This is a genomic window from Nostoc sp. DSM 114161, from assembly GCF_052692665.1.
This window is the reverse complement of record NZ_CP195141.1, coordinates 4,862,021-4,881,648: the sequence shown is the minus strand read 5'-3', so window position 1 is coordinate 4,881,648 and position 19,628 is coordinate 4,862,021. Positions and strand designations below refer to the sequence as shown.

General features: G+C 41.6%; 15 protein-coding genes and 2 pseudogenes. 5 read left to right on the top strand and 12 right to left on the bottom strand.

What is annotated here, in order from left to right; translation table 11 throughout:
* Positions 1-282: 282 nt before the first annotated feature.
* Positions 283-2,949 carry an alanine--tRNA ligase gene (gene alaS, locus NSTC745_RS20970; protein ID WP_445632661.1) on the top strand — a complete coding sequence of 889 codons (2,667 nt, stop codon included), beginning with the start codon at positions 283-285 and terminating at the stop codon, positions 2,947-2,949.
* An 89-nt stretch (positions 2,950-3,038) separates the two neighbouring features.
* Here the strand turns inward: alaS and NSTC745_RS20965 are convergent, their stop codons facing one another.
* Positions 3,039-3,593: a hypothetical protein gene (locus NSTC745_RS20965; protein ID WP_445632660.1), complete on the bottom strand. Its 555-nt coding sequence runs from the start codon at positions 3,591-3,593 to the stop codon at positions 3,039-3,041.
* Between the two features lie 40 nt (positions 3,594-3,633).
* On the opposite strand from NSTC745_RS20965, the gene NSTC745_RS20960 reads away from it, so the two are divergent.
* Positions 3,634-4,134, top strand: coding sequence for a helix-turn-helix domain-containing protein (locus NSTC745_RS20960; protein WP_445632659.1), 501 nt, complete (start codon positions 3,634-3,636; stop codon positions 4,132-4,134).
* 381 nt (positions 4,135-4,515) lie between these two features.
* Here the strand turns inward: NSTC745_RS20960 and NSTC745_RS20955 are convergent, their stop codons facing one another.
* The 3 genes from NSTC745_RS20955 to NSTC745_RS20945 all read right to left on the bottom strand — a co-directional run bounded on the left by NSTC745_RS20955 (position 4,516) and on the right by NSTC745_RS20945 (position 5,635).
* On the bottom strand, positions 4,516-5,013 hold the full coding sequence (locus NSTC745_RS20955; protein ID WP_445632658.1) for a DUF3368 domain-containing protein: 498 nt from the start codon (positions 5,011-5,013) through the stop codon (positions 4,516-4,518).
* Complete coding sequence (locus tag NSTC745_RS20950; RefSeq protein ID WP_445632657.1) at positions 5,010-5,255, bottom strand: UPF0175 family protein; 246 nt, start codon at positions 5,253-5,255, stop codon at positions 5,010-5,012. Before NSTC745_RS20950 ends, NSTC745_RS20955 begins: the two co-directional genes overlap by 4 nt.
* A gap of 158 nt (positions 5,256-5,413) precedes the next feature.
* Complete coding sequence (locus NSTC745_RS20945) at positions 5,414-5,635, bottom strand: hypothetical protein (protein WP_445632656.1); 222 nt, start codon at positions 5,633-5,635, stop codon at positions 5,414-5,416.
* Between NSTC745_RS20945 and NSTC745_RS20940 the strand changes: the two genes are divergently transcribed.
* The 3 genes from NSTC745_RS20940 to NSTC745_RS20930 all read left to right on the top strand — a co-directional run bounded on the left by NSTC745_RS20940 (position 5,610) and on the right by NSTC745_RS20930 (position 8,204).
* Positions 5,610-6,851: a glycosyltransferase gene (locus NSTC745_RS20940; RefSeq protein WP_445632655.1), complete on the top strand. Its 1,242-nt coding sequence runs from the start codon at positions 5,610-5,612 to the stop codon at positions 6,849-6,851. The genes NSTC745_RS20945 and NSTC745_RS20940 overlap by 26 nt on opposite strands.
* A 99-nt stretch (positions 6,852-6,950) precedes the next feature.
* A complete protein-coding gene (rpaB, locus tag NSTC745_RS20935) occupies positions 6,951-7,679 on the top strand; it encodes a response regulator transcription factor RpaB (RefSeq protein ID WP_445632654.1) in 729 nt (242 codons plus the stop codon).
* A 363-nt stretch (positions 7,680-8,042) separates the two neighbouring features.
* A complete protein-coding gene (locus NSTC745_RS20930) occupies positions 8,043-8,204 on the top strand; it encodes a hypothetical protein (RefSeq protein WP_445632653.1) in 162 nt (53 codons plus the stop codon).
* A 142-nt stretch (positions 8,205-8,346) separates the two neighbouring features.
* Here NSTC745_RS20930 and NSTC745_RS20925 read toward each other — a convergent pair whose 3' ends face one another.
* The 8 genes and pseudogenes from NSTC745_RS20925 to NSTC745_RS20890 form a co-directional block, all read right to left on the bottom strand.
* The gene (locus tag NSTC745_RS20925) at positions 8,347-8,472 is read right to left on the bottom strand and encodes a hypothetical protein (protein WP_445638779.1); all 126 of its coding nucleotides are present in this window, start codon (positions 8,470-8,472) and stop codon (positions 8,347-8,349) included.
* 399 nt (positions 8,473-8,871) lie between these two features.
* Positions 8,872-9,024, bottom strand: a pseudogene (locus NSTC745_RS20920) (HU family DNA-binding protein); the annotation flags it as partial.
* A gap of 9 nt (positions 9,025-9,033) precedes the next feature.
* The gene (locus tag NSTC745_RS20915; protein ID WP_445632652.1) at positions 9,034-9,570 is read right to left on the bottom strand and encodes an IS630 family transposase; all 537 of its coding nucleotides are present in this window, start codon (positions 9,568-9,570) and stop codon (positions 9,034-9,036) included.
* A 52-nt stretch (positions 9,571-9,622) separates the two neighbouring features.
* Complete coding sequence (locus NSTC745_RS20910; protein ID WP_445632651.1) at positions 9,623-9,895, bottom strand: winged helix-turn-helix domain-containing protein; 273 nt, start codon at positions 9,893-9,895, stop codon at positions 9,623-9,625.
* A 19-nt stretch (positions 9,896-9,914) separates the two neighbouring features.
* Positions 9,915-10,118, bottom strand: coding sequence for a hypothetical protein (locus NSTC745_RS20905; protein WP_445632650.1), 204 nt, complete (start codon positions 10,116-10,118; stop codon positions 9,915-9,917).
* Between the two features lie 37 nt (positions 10,119-10,155).
* A complete protein-coding gene (locus NSTC745_RS20900) occupies positions 10,156-10,314 on the bottom strand; it encodes an HU family DNA-binding protein (RefSeq protein ID WP_445632649.1) in 159 nt (52 codons plus the stop codon).
* A 184-nt stretch (positions 10,315-10,498) separates the two neighbouring features.
* Positions 10,499-10,759, bottom strand: a pseudogene (locus NSTC745_RS20895) (IS66 family transposase); the annotation flags it as partial.
* A 340-nt stretch (positions 10,760-11,099) separates the two neighbouring features.
* Entirely contained in the window at positions 11,100-19,628 is an 8,529-nt protein-coding gene (locus NSTC745_RS20890; protein WP_445632648.1) for an amino acid adenylation domain-containing protein, read from the bottom strand.

Here is a 19,628-nt window from a genome sequence, read left to right as displayed (position 1 = left end):
TTTCTTAAGGATTAGAATAAACCAGCGCCTAGCGATCGCACATCCTACTAGAGTCAGGAAATCGCCTAAAAGCATCACAATCGCTGCATTAATCTTCCTAGCTCACACAGATGGCTGGCAGCAATATGAAACAAAATGCAAGAATATATAAAGCTGCTTATGGAAATACACTTAATGCCAAAGCAAAAGTCAAAAGGCAGATAATAGTTAACTGTTGGCTGTTCGTCGTCATCAGTCAACTGTCATCAATCAACCGTCATCAGTCAAAAGTTAAAAACTCCCATGTCTTCAAATCCCCAACACTTCAGCGGTAACGAAATTCGCAAAACATTTCTAGACTTCTATGCCCAACGGGGTCACCAAATCCTGCCAAGTGCCTCCCTCGTGCCTGAAGATCCAACCGTGCTGCTGACGATCGCGGGGATGCTACCATTTAAGCCAATATTCCTGGGACAGCGCACGCCAGAATTTAAGCGGGCTACGACTTCCCAAAAGTGTATCCGCACCAACGATATCGAAAACGTCGGCCGCACCAAACGCCATCACACGTTCTTTGAAATGCTGGGTAATTTCAGCTTTGGTGATTATTTTAAAGAACAAGCGATCGCTTGGGGTTGGGAAATTAGTACGCAAGTCTTTGGCTTATCCCCAAAAAACCTCGTCGTCAGCGTTTTTAAAGATGATGATGAAGCCTTTGCTATCTGGCGGGATCGAATCGGTGTGCCAGAAGCGAGAATTAAGCGCTTGGGCGAAGATGATAACTTTTGGGTATCCGGCCCCACAGGCCCTTGCGGCCCTTGTTCTGAGATTTATTACGACTTCCACCCAGAACGCGGCGACGAAAATATAGATTTAGAAGACGATACGCGGTTTATCGAGTTCTATAATCTCGTGTTCATGCAATATAACCGGGATGCTAGCGGCAATTTAACGCCACTGCAAAACAAGAACATCGACACCGGCATGGGTTTGGAAAGAATAGCGCAAATTCTCCAAAAGGTGCCGAATAACTACGAAACTGACCTGATTTTCCCAATTATCGAAACAGCAGCCCGAATTGCTGGCATTGATTACCACACCAGTGATGAGAAAACCAAAGTTTCCCTAAAAGTTATCGGAGATCACGTTCGTTCCGTCGTCCACATGATTGCCGATGAAATCCGCGCCTCCAACGTCGGACGGGGTTACGTGTTGCGGCGATTAATTCGGCGTGTAGTGCGTCATGGGCGATTAATTGGGATTAGTGGTGAATTTATTACCCAAGTTGCCGAAACTGCGATCGCTCTTACAGAATCAGCTTACCCCAACGTGCGGCAACGAGAAGCAGCAATTAAAGCTGAGTTGCAACGCGAAGAATCTAATTTCCTGAAAACTCTGGATAGAGGGGAAAAACTTTTAGAAGAAATTATCCAAGAAGTGAAACAGCTAGGCAAAACCTCTATTAGCGGTGAAAGTGCCTTTACTTTATATGACACCTACGGTTTTCCCTTAGAACTCACCCAAGAAATCGCTGAAGAAAATCATCTGACGGTGGATGAAGTGGGTTTTGATGCCGAAATGCAAAAGCAGGTGGAACGCGCTAAAGCAGCACACGAAACCATCGATTTAACTGTCCAAGGTTCCCTCGACAAATTAGCAGAACACGTCCACGCTACCGAGTTCTTGGGGTACACCCAACCGACGACGACGGCAAAAGTCGAAGCGATTTTGGTAGAAGGCGTTTCCCAAGAAGAAGCAGAAGCCGGAACAGAAGTACAAATTGTGCTTGACAAAACGCCATTTTATGCAGAGTCAGGGGGACAAATTGGCGATCGCGGTTATATCTCCGGCGATGGTGTTTCGGCTTCGCTCAACACAGGCATCGTGATTCGCGTAGAAGATGTGAAGAAAGAGTCAGATTTCTTCGTTCACTTCGGACGCATCGAACGCGGTACACTCCGTGTAGGAGATGCTGTAACTGCCCAAATTGACGCAGCTTGTCGCCGTCGCGCCCAAGCTAACCATACCGCAACCCACTTACTACAAGCGGCGTTAAAGAAAATTGTCGATGATGGCATATCGCAAGCAGGTTCCCTCGTTTCCTTTGACAGATTGCGCTTTGACTTCAACTGTCCCCGTGCGTTGACAGCAGAGGAAGTCCAACAAATTGAAGAACAGGTAAATACTTGGATTGCTGAAGCCCACAGCGCCAAAGTGGAAGTATTACCTTTAGCCGAAGCCAAAGCTAGGGGTGCCGTTGCCATGTTTGGGGAAAAATACGGAGAAGAAGTGCGAGTAATCGACTTTCCTAGCGTATCAATGGAACTGTGTGGTGGTACACACGTCAGTAATACTGCTGAAATTGGCGTCTTTAAGATTATTTCCGAAGCGGGAGTTGCTTCTGGAGTGCGACGCATTGAAGCTGTTTCGGGGCCTGCGGTGTTGGATTATCTCAACGTGCGGGATAAAGTAGTTAAAGATTTGAGCGATCGCTTTAAAGTCAAACCCGAAGAATTACCGGATAGAATCACAAGTCTGCAAACCGAACTGCGAACAGCCGAAAAGCAGCTAGAATCTTTGAAAGGACAGTTGGCGATCGCAAAATCTGACAGCTTGCTACAAACAGCTGAAAATGTCGGCGATTTTAAAGTTATCATCGCCCAATTAGAAGACGTTGACGCAGAATCATTGAAAACCGCAGCCGAACGCTTATTGCAAAAAATCGGTAATGGTGCGGTGGTGCTGGGTTCTGTTCCCGAAGCTGGAAAAGTCAGTATAGTTGCGGCCTTTAGTCCAGAAGTTAACAAAAAAGGACTGCAAGCTGGTAAATTTGTGGGAGCGATCGCTAAAATCTGCGGTGGCGGCGGCGGCGGCAGACCAAACTTAGCCCAAGCCGGCGGTAGAGATGCGAGTAAGTTGCCAGAGGCGTTGGCACAGGCACAAAGTGAGTTAAAATCCGCGTTAGCCTAACTTTCTTTTTATTGAAGGAAGGGAGAAATTTTTAGCTATCTTTTCTCCCTTCTCCATTAGTATCTACAGTAAATTTAAGTAATGAAAAATCATCTACCCTTTGCTAAATCGGCATAAATTACAATTTCTACACCTAAAACTATTAATAGTACTAGTTCAATCCAACAAAGGACTTGAATAATCCCAAGGGGTTGTGGTATCAAAATCCAAAACGCTATTAATCCCACTATTCCAGAAAAAACAAATGTTATTTGATCGATAATTAGCTGTGCTATTTTGCGTCGTTTCCGCCGCTGGTCGTTTCTATGAGTAATTTCCCAACCAAAAATAGACTCGATATCATCATTACCAGTCTCTTGTTTGATTTTTTCAACCAAAGTCAGGCGAATATACTTACCAATAGCAGTAATTTTTTCATCATTAACTAGATAATTCCAACCAAGAATTAGACAAACCCAAGGGATAACAAGAAGTGCATAATAGTTAGCTTTATTAGAGACTGCGAAAGAGATAACTGCACCAAAAACCCCAAGTGTTACGTAAAGCAAGTTGTCGCGAAAGCCAATGCGTTGAGTTTGCTCATCCTTGAGTTTTTCATATTCTTGAAGATAAACTTCTAATACCAATTCTCTAAAAGTTGGCAACAGATGAGAGAATCAGATAAAAGCAGATGAAGGAAGAAAAATGTCAGGGGTATATCAGCTAGATATTATTGAGACTGTCGCAGAACTCAAAGAGTTACTGGCAATACAAAAAACAGCAATTGCTAAAGAAAGAGTGCAGTTATTGTATTTACTCAAAACCAGGCATAGTCAGACAATTTCTCAAGCAGCAGAAATGATTGGTCGCAATCGAGTCACAGTACACAAGTGGATTCAACAGTACAAAACAGGCGGCATTGAAGGACTATTAAAACGAAAATCTTCGCCAGGAAGACCAAGAACTATCCCAAACTGGGCAGAAAAAGCATTAGATAAAAGATTGCAAGAACCATTTGGATTTAATGGTTATCAAGAAATTGTCGAGTGGCTAGAACAGTCCTTGGGAATAAATTCTTGCTACAAGACAGTTCACAAACTGGTTTATTACCGTTTGGAGTCATCGCCAAAAGTACCACGCCCCAAAAGCTTTGAACAATCAAAAACTAAAGTAGAGGCATTTAAAAAAACCTTGCACACAACCTAGTAATGCTGTCTTGGTTTTGCTTAACAGTTTTATGCACAACAAAAACTATTCGTTTAAAGAAAAAAGTTGGACAGGAGTCGATACACTTGGGTTAAGAAATTGATCTGTTAAGGCAGGCAGGGGGAGCAGAGGAGGCAAAGGGAGAAAAAAGCTTAATTGAACGGTTTTGGGACAGGAGTAGTAGCCTGTCAAAAAGATTTTGGCAAGCGGGGAAATTGGTAAAGGCGATCGCTCGTCTTTGCTACAGCACCTCAAGGCACTGGAGGAAGCGGCGGTTGGTAGCTGCTGTCTTCTGCCAAAGTCGAGGGATCAACGGGGTGTAAGCCGAGGGTGAAGAAGGAGGAGCAGCAGTTTACGAGGGGACTATGTACCATTTGCACCTTAACTCTCATCAGCAGATTGTAAAACAATTTCGTACAACTGTAGGCTAATGCGGAAATCAGCAGTAACAATCAACCGATCAATCAATGGTTTAATAGCTGGAATTAGTTTCTGTTTTTTCGCTTGTAATAAGACTCCAAGTAAACCTATTACATTTAGCCCTAAACTAGTAGCAACCGCTCGTCCTCGACGTTCATCCATTAATAATAAGTCAGCTTTAAGTTCTGTCGATAAAATAATCGCTTCGGCTTCTCCCAAGTCAATATTGTTGTGATTTTGCTGAATATTTATAACTTGTTGGGAATTAACAACAGCTATGGCTTGAATCCAAGCTAGCTGTTGTACTTCGGCTGCACCAGGAACAATCTTATCTACACCTACCATCTCATCATAAACAGCTTTGGGAATGGTAATCTTACCGTACAACTGGTGCAGTAAATCTAATTGACCAATGGCTGCTAAGTTTGTAATCGGTGATGTATCGCTAACTATAATCACAGCAAACCCATTGATTGCAGTGTCCGCACATCGGACTGGAAGTCTTCAACATCATAGTTGGTGTATAAACCACGTTTGGCTAGTTCATGCTGAAATTCAACTACCGTGATACCTGTCCAGGCTCGGACTTTACCACTGCTAATTTTACCTTGCTGGTAAAGTAAGATGGCAATTTCTAATTTTAGTTCATCCTCAGTCATGTTTGAGGCTCCGAGGATGTCATCAGGAATTATGACGCTCATAAAGTAGAATCGCCTCTAAGTCTTTGAGTAGTTTAACTTGTGATGGGAAAAAATTAAGGAACATTACCATGCTGGAAGAATCATGCTCATTGCTTGCCTGCACTGTCTTTTTAGGCAGCGTCAGGAGTATATCGCTAAAACCTTAAATAAATTCTAATTTACATTTGCTGAAGATTAATACACATTGGCAACAAACCAAAGCAAGGGCGATCGCCCACAGCCATCCCCAATCCGATAAAATTCATCAGTAGAACTGAAGTTGCACCCCAAGGAAAGTAATTGAGCCAGAGTTCACCAACCTCACCCAACCGAAAACTGAAGATTACGATCCTAACAGTAGGTTCGGTGGGCGACGTGCAACCATACTGTGCTTTGGGCATTGGCTTGAAACGTGCGGGGCATGAAGTAACAGTAGCAGCAAACGAAAACTTCTCCTCATTCGTGAGACAGTTTGATTTAGAGTTTGCAGCGATCGCCCCAAATATGGAAGAGTTTCTGCAATCGAAAAAAGGACAGCGATTGATTGCCGGGGAAAAACTCAGGCTAGAAGATGAAGAAAAACTATTGCGTCAACAGTTGCACTCAGCGATCGCTGCGTGTCAAGGAACAGAAGTAATCATCTACACGCCGCCCTCGAACTGGGGATACCACATCGCGGAGAAATTAGAAGCCCCCTGCTTCATGGCATCAGTTGTGCCGCTGACCCCCACAGGGATGTTTGGATTTTTGAGATTCGCTCGAACAACAAAAAACCCGCTCAAGAAAGTCATCAATTATGCCAGCTATTTTGTTGCAGAGTTCCTGTACTGGCAAAGGTATCGAAAACTGCTCAATGAGTTTAGAACCAAGACTTTGAAATTGCCGCCCTTGCCATATTTTGGAAGTCGCTTCAGACCCAAAACCCCGGCGAACGTAGCACGAATCCCTGTGTTGTATGGGTTTAGTTCGCACGTTATCCCAAGACCAAGGGATTGGCCAGCGTGGGCTTCGGTGACCGGGTTCTGGTTTATCGACCGTGCCGACGAATACGAAGACGAAGCTCCTGATGAACTGCTGGATTTTCTGGGGCGAAAACAAGCTCCTTTGTGTTTTGGATTCAGCAGCATGACCATGCCTAACCCAGAATATTTAACGTACTACATCGTAGAAGCTCTAAAGAAAACGCGACAAGGCGGCATCATACTGTCAGGCTGGGGGAACGTAGGTAAGATAGTCAATATCAAAGATTCGCTACGAGTGTTTGCCATGAGCGATGTTCCCCATGACTGGCTGCTGCCGCAAGTAAAAGCAATGGTGCATCATGGCGGTGCTGGTACAACGGCGGCGGTGTTAAAAGCAGGGATACCCTCAATCGTCCTACCCTTTTTTGCAGACCAACCAGTTTGGGGAAAAAAGTTAGCTCAACTCGGAGTCAGCCCTGCGCCGATACCGTACAAGGAAGTATCAGAGAAAACTCTAGCGGCAGCGATTGAAGCTGTACTGGGTAATGAGGGGATGCAGTTTAAAGCCCAGGAGTTAGGTGAGAAGATTCGGGGTGAGGATGGGGTGGCAAATGCGGTTGAGGCTTTTCATCGGTATTTGGGGTTGATGGGGTAAGTTAATCTTTTCTTGTTAGGCTTTCTCCAACAGAGGCTCTGATAGGATAAATACCAGAATAAAAAACACAGCAATCGCCCCACAGAAGCATTGAACAATTTGGAAAGCCATAAACAAAAAATCCTGGTAGTAGATGACGAAACAAGTATTCGCCGGATTTTGGAAACGCGTCTTTCCATGATTGGTTATGATGTGGTCACGGCTGGTGATGGCGAAGAGGCATTAGTAGTATTTCGCTCCCATAGCCCGGACTTAATTGTTTTGGATGTGATGATGCCAAAGCTAGACGGTTACGGTGTGTGCCAGGAATTACGCAAACAGACTGATGTCCCAATTATCATGCTTACAGCTCTGGCAGACGTTGCTGACCGAATCACTGGGCTGGAGTTAGGTGCAGATGACTACATAGCTAAACCATTTTCCCCCAAAGAGCTAGAATCTCGAATTCGCTCGATATTGCGGCGACGGGGTAGCAAAACAAGTGCTGCTGGCGTTCTCAATTCAGGAGTGATTGAAGTAGGCTTTCTGAAAATTGATACAAATAAGCGGCAAGTCTACAAAGAAAGTGAGCGAATTCGACTAACTGGTATAGAATATAGCCTGCTAGAGTTGTTGGTGAGCCACTCAGGAAAGTCCTTTGATCGTAGAGAAATTTTGCACTTCGTCTGGGGTTATACCTCAGAACAACATGCAGATACTCGTGTGGTGGATGTGCATATTTCCCGATTGAGGGGAAAGCTAGAAGATGACCCGAACAATCCAGAATTAATTTTGACCGCTAGAGGTTCGGGCTATCTTTTTCAAAGGATTATTGAATTAGAACATTAATACCAATTCGCAATTCGCTGCTTTTCGCTGCTTTTCGCAATTAAAAAACCATTAGTATCAATTAATTGAATAATTAAATTATTTTGAATATAAGTCTAGTCTATACTTTTATTCAGTTACAAGACCTGTCCTATTAATTGCTCATTCAATTTATTTATTTCTAGAAAAAACACACAACAAACGTCAATCTCTAAGCTATGTAAGTATGAATTAATAACTGCGAATTGCGAAAAGCAGCGAATTGCGAATTGTCTGGGTGTTGGCAATTTCGCGTGATTAGCCGCACTCTTAGCGTATTTGGGGAGCAAAAATTGTACTATAGCGCAGAAGCAGCACGGAGGACTGGGCTGGAGTGGCTCAGAGATGAACGGTGAGTGGTGCGATCGCGCGATCGCACCTCAAGAACGATTTTTCGTCAACTGCACTAAGATAGCCTCAAGACTCTGTAGAGCAGCGTTTGTGGTGCGTTGGTCTTTAGAGGGCGTTGTGGCGATGTGTTTCGTCAGAGCCGCGTCATTCAAGTAGTACATTCAACCGCGATCGCTTGATTATGGTGTGACTTGAAGAAGATTTTGGACAGGTTGTCCACCTTTACCTTCTAAAAATGGATGTCCAACTTTACGTTCCAAAAACGCCCAAAAAATAACATAAAGGAAAGCTAAACTGCTCAAACTATCTCCCTGTATGCAAGATAAAGGTTTTGGTAATAGCAATGCCAAGGGCGGCAAGCGATCGCAACTGTTGGGTGAGGATCTCTTGCCAAATGTTTGAGGATTTGTAATTCTACATCCATTGCTCTACTTACCTTCCAGAGCTTTTTCTTTTATTCCTTTTATTTAGAATACTCGGAAAGTGACACAAGAGGGTTATTGCAGACCTTAAATTTTTTGATCGCGATTCCAGACAAGGCAAGGGTTTCCAGACCCGGAATGCAAGTTTTTAGTCGTATCTCGGCTCCATACCATATACAGCTAATCTTCATTCATGGCTTAGACAATGACCGGGATACTTTCGATGCTTGCTAGCCTACGCGCTTCCATAGACAAAGAGCGATCGCTTTTTTTTTCATCTCCACTCTGACTTCACGCTTAACCCACCCACTGTATACCAGTGGGGTTATGACAACGTTTGCTCAAAAGCTACAACAATTATTGAACTAACACGATTTCAACTCTTCGTGAATAGATGAAACTTAAGGCGCTACTTTTTCCCGAAACAGCTTTCCAGCAGAAAACGCAGGTACTCTAGTCGCTGGAATTGTGATTGTCTCCTTGGTTTTTGGATTACGCCCTTCGCGCTCGGCACGTTCACGTCGCTCGAACGAGCCAAAACCAACCAGTGTTATACCAATTCTTTATGAAGCTGCGCTAAATAAGGCTTCAAGAATAAAGTCGTAAGAAGTGAGAGAGGCAATCATCGAAGGTGTAATTTCTTTGAGGACATCAGTTAACTTGTGCTGTAGTTGTGTGAGAGTTTTACAATTTTCCCATTGGAGTTGAGATTTGAGAAATTCCCAAAACCGCTCAATTGGGTTGAGTTCAGGAGAGTGAGGAGGTTGAAAAATCGGGATAATGTTATCTGGGATATCGAGAGCTTTAGCTTTGTGGAAAGATCCTTGGTCGAACTGGATAACCGCAATATCATCACCAAGATCAGCAGATAGCAACTTCAAAAAGTGTTGAAAACAATCAGCATTCAGGTAGGGGAACTCATAGAAAAAGCTGTATCCACTTAGAGGTTCTACAACTCCGTATAAATAAAAATTTTCACGTTGCCATTGACTTAAGCCTACAGGTTTAACTCCTCTAGCTGTAATCAAACGTCCTGCAATTGTCTTTAATCCTAAACGTGTTTCATCCTGACCGGAGGCGGAGCGTCTCCGGCTCCGCACAAGTACCTCAATCGTTTCCCCGCTCCAAATTCCTCCTGCAAGAATTTGAATGCTAAAGGCAGTTTTTTTTAAAGTGAGATAGACTTTGTGGGTGTTGTTTGGTACTTTGAGGACGAGGCACTTTTAACTTCGCACCCAAACGCTGGCGAACAATTTCATAGACTGTTTTGTAGGCAAGTGAAACCCCTAATTCGCTCTTGAGCCATTGTTGAATTTGGCCATAGCTAGTAAACCCAGATGGCTCCTGTAACCGCTGTTCCAAGCGTTCTAAGTCTGAACCAATAATGCTCGGAGCTTTTCCGGGTGCATGTTTGACTTCAAGCAAGCCCCTTGTTCCTTGATCTTTATACTTCCTTACCCAACGAGTTATGGTTGCTACCAGAGCGTCCTAAACGTTCTGCAAGCGATCGCCTGCTGCTAACTTGACCACTCTTGAGCCAATAGAGCATTTGTAATCTTTCTTTACTGCTTGCCGTGGTGGCATGTTTGACAGCTTTCTCCAATTCTTCTTGGCTTTCTGAAATCTCAATTTGGAATGGACGACTCATCACAAAGTTACTCAATGCACCCATCTATAAGTTTGACCTAGTTTGGCGCATCTTCATACAGAATTGGTATTACCTTCTCTCCATTGGCTACAGCTTCGGTCACAATTTCTAAAAAAGCTGATATCACCTCATCGGCTTGTTTCTTTGTAATATTGGCTTTTGCTGCCACACTATCTACTAATTCACCCTTGTTCATAAATTATCTCGATGCATTACGAATAAGGGAAATCTAGCATCACTAAATCCTATCTGGAAAGAGGCAAGGGAAGAAAATTCAAGGTCAGTTTATAAAGCTAGTTACTCAAGAGAGATCCGATTGCAAAGACTTTTGGTTTTGCTCATACTGATTTTTAAGCTTTGTAATACGTAAGGATTCAGGTCTAATATTGGGGAAGTAAAGAAGGGCGAGACAGACTATTATTAGAGTCAGCAATTAGAGCCTGTGCAAAAAAATTAATGACAGATCTACCTTGACGGCGCCAAGTCTGCACCACCGTCAATAAATTAGCAGTGTGTTGAAACCGTTCCATCGAACGGGAACCACCACTAACTTTACGTTTTGTCACAGCTAAACGCAGCGCTCGTTCGGCCTGATTGTTATCAGGGGGGACTTCAGGATGCTCAAGGAAATACCACCATTCTCAATGAATCTTAGCGATCGCACTTCGCCTGCCCAGTTAAGCAAATTCATACCTAGCAAGCTTTTTGGGCTTTTATATCCGTCGAACTCACGTTAATTTAATTGCCGACATTTACAATTATGAATTAGCTTTAAAAGCCTAAAATCAAACAAAACTAATAATAAAATTCAGCAGCTAACTAATTGCTGAATCAATTCACTATATCAAGTTTTTGATTTTGTATTCTTTAGCCTCAGTTAATATGAAAAATTTAGCATTTTCTGGCTATTTGAACTTACTTTGGTAGCGAAATAAATAACCCTTCATATCAAAAAATATTTATGCAAGAGTTCTCTTTTTTTCAGATTTTGTGAGAAATCGGCGATAATATCTCTGCAATTTCTGCTGCAAGTTTCCTGACATGAGGTTCTTTCAAAACTGTTTGATGTTCACCAGCTACAAAACAAACGCGCACTCGATCTTTGGTTAATTGCCCCCAAGCCACAGTAGGGTCATCTGGAAACTGTTCTGCTAACGATGCAGTTTTGAACAGTGAGATAGCAGCTTTAATGGGTTGTGGCTGATAACGCAGACTTGCGTGCAAATTAGCTTTGTAAACGTTGAGTAAGCCGAAAATTATATTGCGTCCCGAATCAGCAGGAATTAGTTTGTGGTGTTGCAAAATTTGCAGTACATAATTAAATTGAGCCGCTTTACCTAAAGACGAAAGTTCCTCACAAGTAACACTTATATTTTTATAAAAATGCAGCCCGATTTGCTCAACAATGAAGCAAAGAATAGCAGCATCATCTTCAAGAGAAGCCTTAATTTTTGAAGTAGGTAATGGTGGATGGGTATCGATAATTAACAGATGCTCAACCTGTTCTCCCCTAGCTTCTAATTGGGAAGCCATGTCGAAAGCAATCAGTCCTCCCAAAGAGTGACCACCTAGCAAATATGGGCCAAAAGGCAGGATTTCTCGAATTGCCTTTAAGTAACTAGCAGCCATTGCTTCGATAGTATCTAAAGGCAGTTGTTTCCCATTTAAACCTTTTGCCTGAAGTGCATAAACTGGACGTTCTTGACCCAAAGCTTGAGCAAGTATGGAGTAGGAAAGGGCATAACCACCTGCTTGATGTACGAGAAATAAGGGGGGTAAATAGCCCTTAGTTTGTAAAGGAACTATAACATCTAAATCACTGCTTGAACGCTCTTGCTCTAGTAAAGCCGCCATCTTCTCTATTGTACCTTCCCGGAATAAAGTAATAACAGATAGATTACATCCTAACCGCTGTTCAATTGTTGCTATTAACCGAATAGCTAATAGCGAATGTCCACCTAAGTCAAAGAAGTTTTCAGTAACGCCAATAGGGTTAACTTGTAGTATTTCTTCCCAGATTTGAACTAATTTATGCTCTAAGGCTGTCCGAGGCAGAATTTGTTGGCTGGAGTCGATATTTCTTTCAAAATTAAGTGCACATAGTGCCTTTCGGTCAACTTTGCCATTAGGTGTTAAAGGTAGAGAATCTAAGATAAAAAAGTGTGCAGGCACCATGTAATCAGGTAATTTTTCTTTCAGGAAAGTACGTAGCTGATTTACAGAAGTAAGTTGCTCGGTTGAGGGGACAATGTATGCAACTAGGCATTGGCTTCCTACTGAATCTGCACAAGTAATCACCACTGCATTGAGGACATCTGGATGTTGATTTAATACCCCTTCAATTTCTCCTAATTCGATGCGTAAACCCCGAATTTTTACTTGGTTATCAATACGCCCCAAAAATTCAATATTGCCATCAGGGAGATAACGGGCTAAGTCACCTGTTTTATAGAGGTGTTCTGATTTTGAATTATTAAAAGGATTGGGAATAAATTTTTCGGCGGTTAACTCTGAACGGTTTAAATAACCCCGCGCCAGTCCAGCGCCACCAATGTGCAGTTCACCAGGAAAACCAATAGGAACGGGTTGCAAATTCTGATCGAGAATATAAATCTGGTTGTTAGAAATTGGGCGACCAATTGGAACAATTTTTTGCTTAATTCCAGGCTGACAAGTTGAGAAGGTTGTATTGATACAAACTTCAGTTGGGCCATAGAGATTGTGAAAGTTGACCTTTAGTTTACTAAACAAACCTTCTTGCAGAGAAACTGGCAAAGTTTCGCCCCCACAGAAAACGTGTTTTAGAGAATTACAAGTTTCAATTCCTCCTTGTTCTAAAATCATTTGTAGTAAGGATGGAACAAATTGAACAAAAGTAATTTTCTGTTCGTTAATAAGTTTAATTAGATAAGCACTATCCTGATGACCTCCTGACCGAGCTATAACCAACTGTGCGCCTACTAACAATGGTGCGTACACTTCCCAGACAGAAGGATCGAAACTGAGGGGAGTTTTCTGGAGCAGTTTGTCTGCTTCCGTCATGGGAAATGTTGCTTGGATCCAGAACATATGATTGCAAATAGCGCGGTGAGAGATCATTACTCCCTTGGGCTTACCTGTGGAACCAGATGTGTAAATGGTATAGGCTAAGTTTTCTGCTACTATTTCATTAACTGGATTTTCTGCACTTTCTTGGGTAATTATTTCCCAGCCAGTATCTAAACAAATAATCTGTATATTGTCTTGAACACCAACTTTTTTTAGTAGTTTTTGTTGAGTTAATAAGACTGGTGTTTGAGCATCTTCTAGTATGAAATTTATCCGCTCTTGAGGATAAGCTGAATCGATTGGGACATAAGCACCACCAGCTTTAAGAATACCCAACAACGCAATTATCATTTCTAGCGATCGCTCAACACAAATACCAACCAGTACGTCTGATTTTACCCCTACTGAATGCAGATAATGCGCCAATTTATTCGCCCGTCTATTCAACTCCTCATAAGTCATATTTTCGTTTTCAAACACCACAGCTATTGCATCTGGTGTCTTCTCTACCTGCAATTCAAATAATTGGTGAAGGCACTTATCTTGGGGATACTCAACTTGAGTCTGATTCCAATTTATTAATAATTGATTTTGCTCAGTTGCTGTTAGTATAGGTAACTCTGTAATTCGCTGTTTGGGATTAACAACAATACTTTCTAGCAATGTTTTAAAATGACCCACCATCCGGTTAATTGTTGTTACATTAAATAAATCAGTTCTATATTCCCATGTTCCCTGAATTCCTGCTTCTGTCTCTATCATTAATAGAGTTAAATCAAACTTAGCGGTCACCTGTTCCAATTCCAAGGGAATAAGGCTCAAATTAGGTAATTCCAAGTTGCCCATTGGGGCATTTTGTAAAACAAACATCACCTGGAATAAGGGATGATGGCTGAGATTTCTTTCTGGATGTAGTTCTTCAACAATTTTTTCTAGGGGTACATCCTGATGGGCATAAGCTTGCAGCGTTTCTTCTTTGATTCGCAACAGTAATGTATTAAAATCAGGATTGCCAGTTAAATCAGTTCTGATGACTAAAGTATTGACAAAAAAGCCAATTAGTTCTTCAATTTGTTTGTGATTCCGGTTAGCAATGGGCGTACCAATTAATAAATCCTGCTGTCCCGAATAACGCATTAACAGGGTGCTAAATACCCCTAACAATCCCATAAATAGGGTAGCACCTTGAGATTCGCATAACTTCTGCAAGCGATCGCTCACTTCTCTGTTAATCGTAAAAGATACAGTAGCGCCTTGATAACCTGCGATCGCAGGACGAGGAAAATCAGTCGGTAGCTCTAAAGTTTGGATTTTTCCACCAAGTTTTGCTTTCCAATAAGCCAGTTGTGCAGGTAGTTGGGTTTGCTCAAAAGTTGTTCGTTGCCAATGGGCAAATTCTCCATATTGTAGAGATAAAGCTGATAAAGGCGATGCATTACCCTGGCAAAATGCTGCATAAGATAAGGATAATTCCTTAATCATTAAACCCAATGACCAACCATCAGAAATAATATGGTGTATTACTAAGACAAAAACATGAACGTCCTCATTTAACTGATAGAGATGGACGCGCAGTAAAGGCAGTGTGCGAAGATTGAAGGGAGAAATAATTGCTTCTCTAATTAATTTTTTAACTGCTTCTTCCTGCTTTTCCGGTTCTAAATGGCTCAGATTTATCGGCGTCAACGGCACTTCATCGGATTCATGAATAACTTGTATAGCAACTCCGTCCTTAGTCTCAAAAGTTGTGCGTAATACTTCATGACGTTGAATTATTTCTTGTAAACTGCGGTGTAATGCCTTTTGATTTAAATCTCCATGCAAACGAAATGCGATCGCAATATTGTAAGCAGGATTATTCGGTTCCAACCAATCTAAAAACCAGAGTCGTGCTTGAGAAAAAGAAAGCGGTAAGTTTTCTCGGTGGGTAATTTGTGGAATAATGTCTTGAAGCGTACTTGTAGAATCGCTCACCACAGTCAAGCGCTCAATTTCCGCAGCTAAACCTGCGATCGTTGAATGTTCAAAAACTTTTCTTAACGGTAAGGCTAAATTAAATTCTTCACGAATTCGAGAAACTAATTTAGTTGCTAAAAGAGAATGTCCTCCTAAATGGAAGAAATCGTCTGTTACGCCGATGGTATCAATGTCTAGCACATCAAGCCAGAGGGTGCATAGTCTTGCTTGGGTGGGAGTTGTGGCTTGAACAAAGGCTTGTTTACTAAGCGCTAGATCTCGCTCTGGTGCAGGTAAAGCACGCCAATCCAGTTTACCACTGGGAGTCATCGGGAAGCTTTCTAGAAGAACAAAGGAAGACGGACGCATATATTCTGGTAATTCTTCCCGTACCTCTTCTTTTAACTGGGAAATTAGCATTTTTGCAAAACGTCCTTTGAGCGGATCGATCCAGTAAGAATTAGTAGCTTGAGTAGGGACTATACTAGTAATTGGCATTACTGGAGAGCGGCGTTTTCCATCTGTTGTTGGATAGAAGCAAACGTCAAAATAACTCGGACTCAAATCTTGAGAGTAGCTAATACTTAACTGACAACCTATCTCTTTAGCTAGAGCAGATAAATCTGCTGGATCGATTGTTTGGTTTAAGTTAATTTTATCGATGGATTCGCGTAAATTTCCAATTGTATTTTTTGTATCATTTCCCTCCATCCACTGTAAAACTGCTTCATCTTTAATTAAACGTGCATTGGGAATTCCACGCCAACCAATTGCACCTAATTTAATAATTTCCTGACGTAAATCGTCTAATTGCAAAACTGCTTCCCAATTTTTCCAAACAGGTTCTATAACATCATTGGGTGACGCACCTAACTTGTGTAAGACGACATCATAACGATATTTAGTCAGTTCATTGTGGCTATTTTCCTCTTTTAAGTGAACTTCTACCGCTTCTAAATTGGGGAAAAATTTGGTCAGATTGACGAAGAAAGTTGGATCGACTACTAATTCATTTTCTGTTTCTACTAGCCGCCGAACTTGGGTTTTAAAACTTTCCCTATTTGTCTCGTCATCAGCTTGATAAAAAGCAACGCTGGTATGAAAATAATTTAAAAGTGAGAAATTACGATTATCGCCAATAAACAGACTCCCTCCCGGTGCTAATATTTCCAAAGCGCCTGCAATTACCTGCTGTAAATACTCGATAGATGGGAAATATTGAGCTACAGAATTAATAATAATAGTATCGAATTCAAAATCAGTAATTTGAGAAAAATCACTGGCTTCTCGCGTCAATAAATTTACATGATTCCACGAGCGATTTTGAATAATATTTGTCAATCGGCTAATTGCTTCCTGGGAAAAATCAGTTCCCCAATACGATTTTACCTGAGTAGCAATATTCAATAAAATCATCCCCGTACCGCAGCCAATTTCTAGAACCCGTTGGGGTTTGAGTGCTTGGATTCGCGCCAGGGTATTATTTAGCCATTGACGCATATCAGCGGCGGCAATGGGTTGATTATCGTAACTACTATTCCAACCAGTGATGTTAAAGGCTTCGTTGGCTTCAGTTTCATTATGACGATAGGTTTCGTTAAAGGTATATTGCCATTCTTGGGTTTGTTCCTGCTTCAAAGTTTCATAGTCTAAAATTTGATCTTTGGGAACGATGTAAGCGGCTATTCTCACATTTTCTTTGCTTTCTTCCCGGACAATTACTAAAGCATCGCGCACCCCTGGATGACGTTTGATAACTCCTTCAATTTCTCCCAATTCGATGCGAAAGCCACGAATTTTAACTTGACGATCGTTGCGTCCTATATATTCAATTTCGCCGTTATCAAGGAAGCGAGCTAAATCACCAGTTTTGTAGAGACGTTCTGGTTTTGAATTGTTAAATGGATTGGGTATCATCCGTTCTGCAGTTAATTGTGGACGGTTAAAATAACCGCGAGTCACACCCGCACCACCAACATACATTTCACCAACTACCCCAATGGGAACGGGTTGGCATTGACGATCTAAAATATATAAATAAAGATCGGGAATTGGTTTGCCAATTAAACTACCAAGACGTTGTTTTACATCCCTTAAGCGAATCGGACGGTAGGTAACGTGAACGGTGGTTTCCGTAATTCCGTACATATTTACTAGTAACGGAAGCCGATCGTCATGGCGTTCAAACCAAGGTTCTAGACTTGGTAAATCAAGCGCTTCTCCACCAAAAATTACATAGCGTAATTCTAGCTCTCCTTCCCGACAAAGTATTTCTTCCGCTTGCATTAATTGTCTAAATGCTGAAGGGGTTTGGTTTAAAACTGTGACTTTAGCATCGCACAGCAAGTTATAAAATTCTTCGGGAGAACGACTTACTAAATAAGGTACAATTACTAAACGACCACCAAAGAAAAGAGCGCCCCAAATTTCCCAAACGGAGAAATCAAAGGCGCAGGAATGAAAGAGTGTCCACACATCTTTGGCGTTAAAGTTGAACCATTTTTCAGTAGCCAACATTAAACGCACAACATGACAATGGGCGACAACGACTCCTTTGGGTTTTCCTGTGGAACCGGAGGTGTAAATAATATAAGCTGCGTTATCTGGCTGAACTAAAACTTTTGGTTCTGTTGTTTGTAATTTTGCTAGTTCAGCTTCGCAATTATCAATAAATATAACAGTAGCTTGGTGAGTTGGAATTTGCTCTTTAAATTGGGTGTGGGTAAGCAAAACTGCAACTTGACTATCTTCAATCATATAAGCGATGCGATCGCTCGGATAATCGGGATCGAAGGGAACATAAACCCCACCCACTTTCAGAATCGCCAAAATAGAAGCGACCAAATCCAAGGAACGAGATAGCCACAGTCCCACTCGTGATTCTGGTTTGACACCAAGATTAATTAAATGATGTGCTAATTGGTTAGCGCGATGATTTAATTGTGCATAAGTAAGAGTTTCATTTTCAAATATTAACGCTGTTTGTTGGGGACGCAACTTTGCTTGTTGACTAAATATTTCATGTAAACAAGATTGCACGGGAAAAGTTTGGCGAGGTATAGCTGGAATTAATTGAGATAATTCTTCAGTCAGCAGAAAAGGTAAGCGGCTTACGGGTGTATCCGGTTGCGCTATTAAATTTTCTAGAAGTTGGCAAAAATGACGTGCAAATCTTTCTACAGTTTCTCTTTTAAATAAATCTACGTTGTAGGATAAAACCCCATTTAGCTGTTCTTCGCTTTCGGTGATAAACAACTCTAAATCAAAACGAGCCGCTTCTTGAGTTGCTAATATGGAAACTTCTAAATCACCTGTACTAAATTGCGGCTTAGGTGCATTTAATAAAGTAAACGCAATTTGAAATAAAGGGTTGCGGCTAGTATCCCGTTCAAGATGCAAGCGGTCTACTAAGGTTTCAAATGGTACTTCTGTATGTTCAAAAGCCTCTAGTACCGTTTCTCTGACTCTATTTAGCAGCTTGCGAAAACTAGGTTCGTCTGATAAATCGGTGCGAATCACCAACATATTGACGAAAAAACCAATGAGTTTTTCAGCATCGATTCCCGGACGATTAGCGATGGAAGTACCGACTGGTATATCCTCTTGTCCGGTGTAACGCGCTAAAAGAACCTGGAAAGCACCCATCAGGGTCATAAATAAAGTGATACCTTCTTTTTGGCTGAAGGTACGAATAGCATTTGTGAGAGAAATTGGTAAAGAAAATTTCACCAAATCTCCCCGAAATGATTGGAGGCGGGGTCTAGTAAAATCAATGGGAAATTGCAAAATTGGTAATTCTGCTAGTTGTTTTTCCCAATAAGCAAGACTATCTTGCAAAGCTAAATAATTAAATGTTTCTTGTTGCCATAAGGCATAATCGGCGTATTGAATTTTTAAATCTGGGAGTGCTGTTTCATCTTTTTGAGTAGCCAATTGGTAAAGAACAGCAATTTCTTGTAAAAAAACGCCAATTGACCAAGCATCAGCAATGGTATGATGAAGAGTGAGGGTGAGTATGTATTGTTTTGATGCTAGCTGAAAAAGGCGCGATCGCACCAATGGCCCTGTTTCTAAATCAAAGGTATATTCAGCTTCAGAATGTGCTATTGTTAAGATTATTTTTTCAGTTTCTTTTGTATTTTTACTCCAATCTTCTAATACAATTTCAGCTAAAGGATGTGGATGAATCCGTTGCCAGGGTTCTCCATCAATTGCTATAAATGTGGTTCGCAGGCTTTCATGTCGCTGCTGCAATTGTTTAAAGGCTTGCTGCAAAGCCTCTACCCGCAAATCTCCATTTAGACTGAATACAGAACAAATATTATAAGCAGAAGATGTAGGTTCTAATTCATAAAGAAACCACAAGCGTCTTTGTTGAAAAGAAGCAGGTGCTTGGGTAAGGCTGCGGCGCAGAATTAAAAGCTGGTCTTTTTCTAGTTCAATTCCTTCCTCTTCTAGAAGGAATTGTAAAATTTCAATATCGTTGATTTCTGAATAATTCATCAT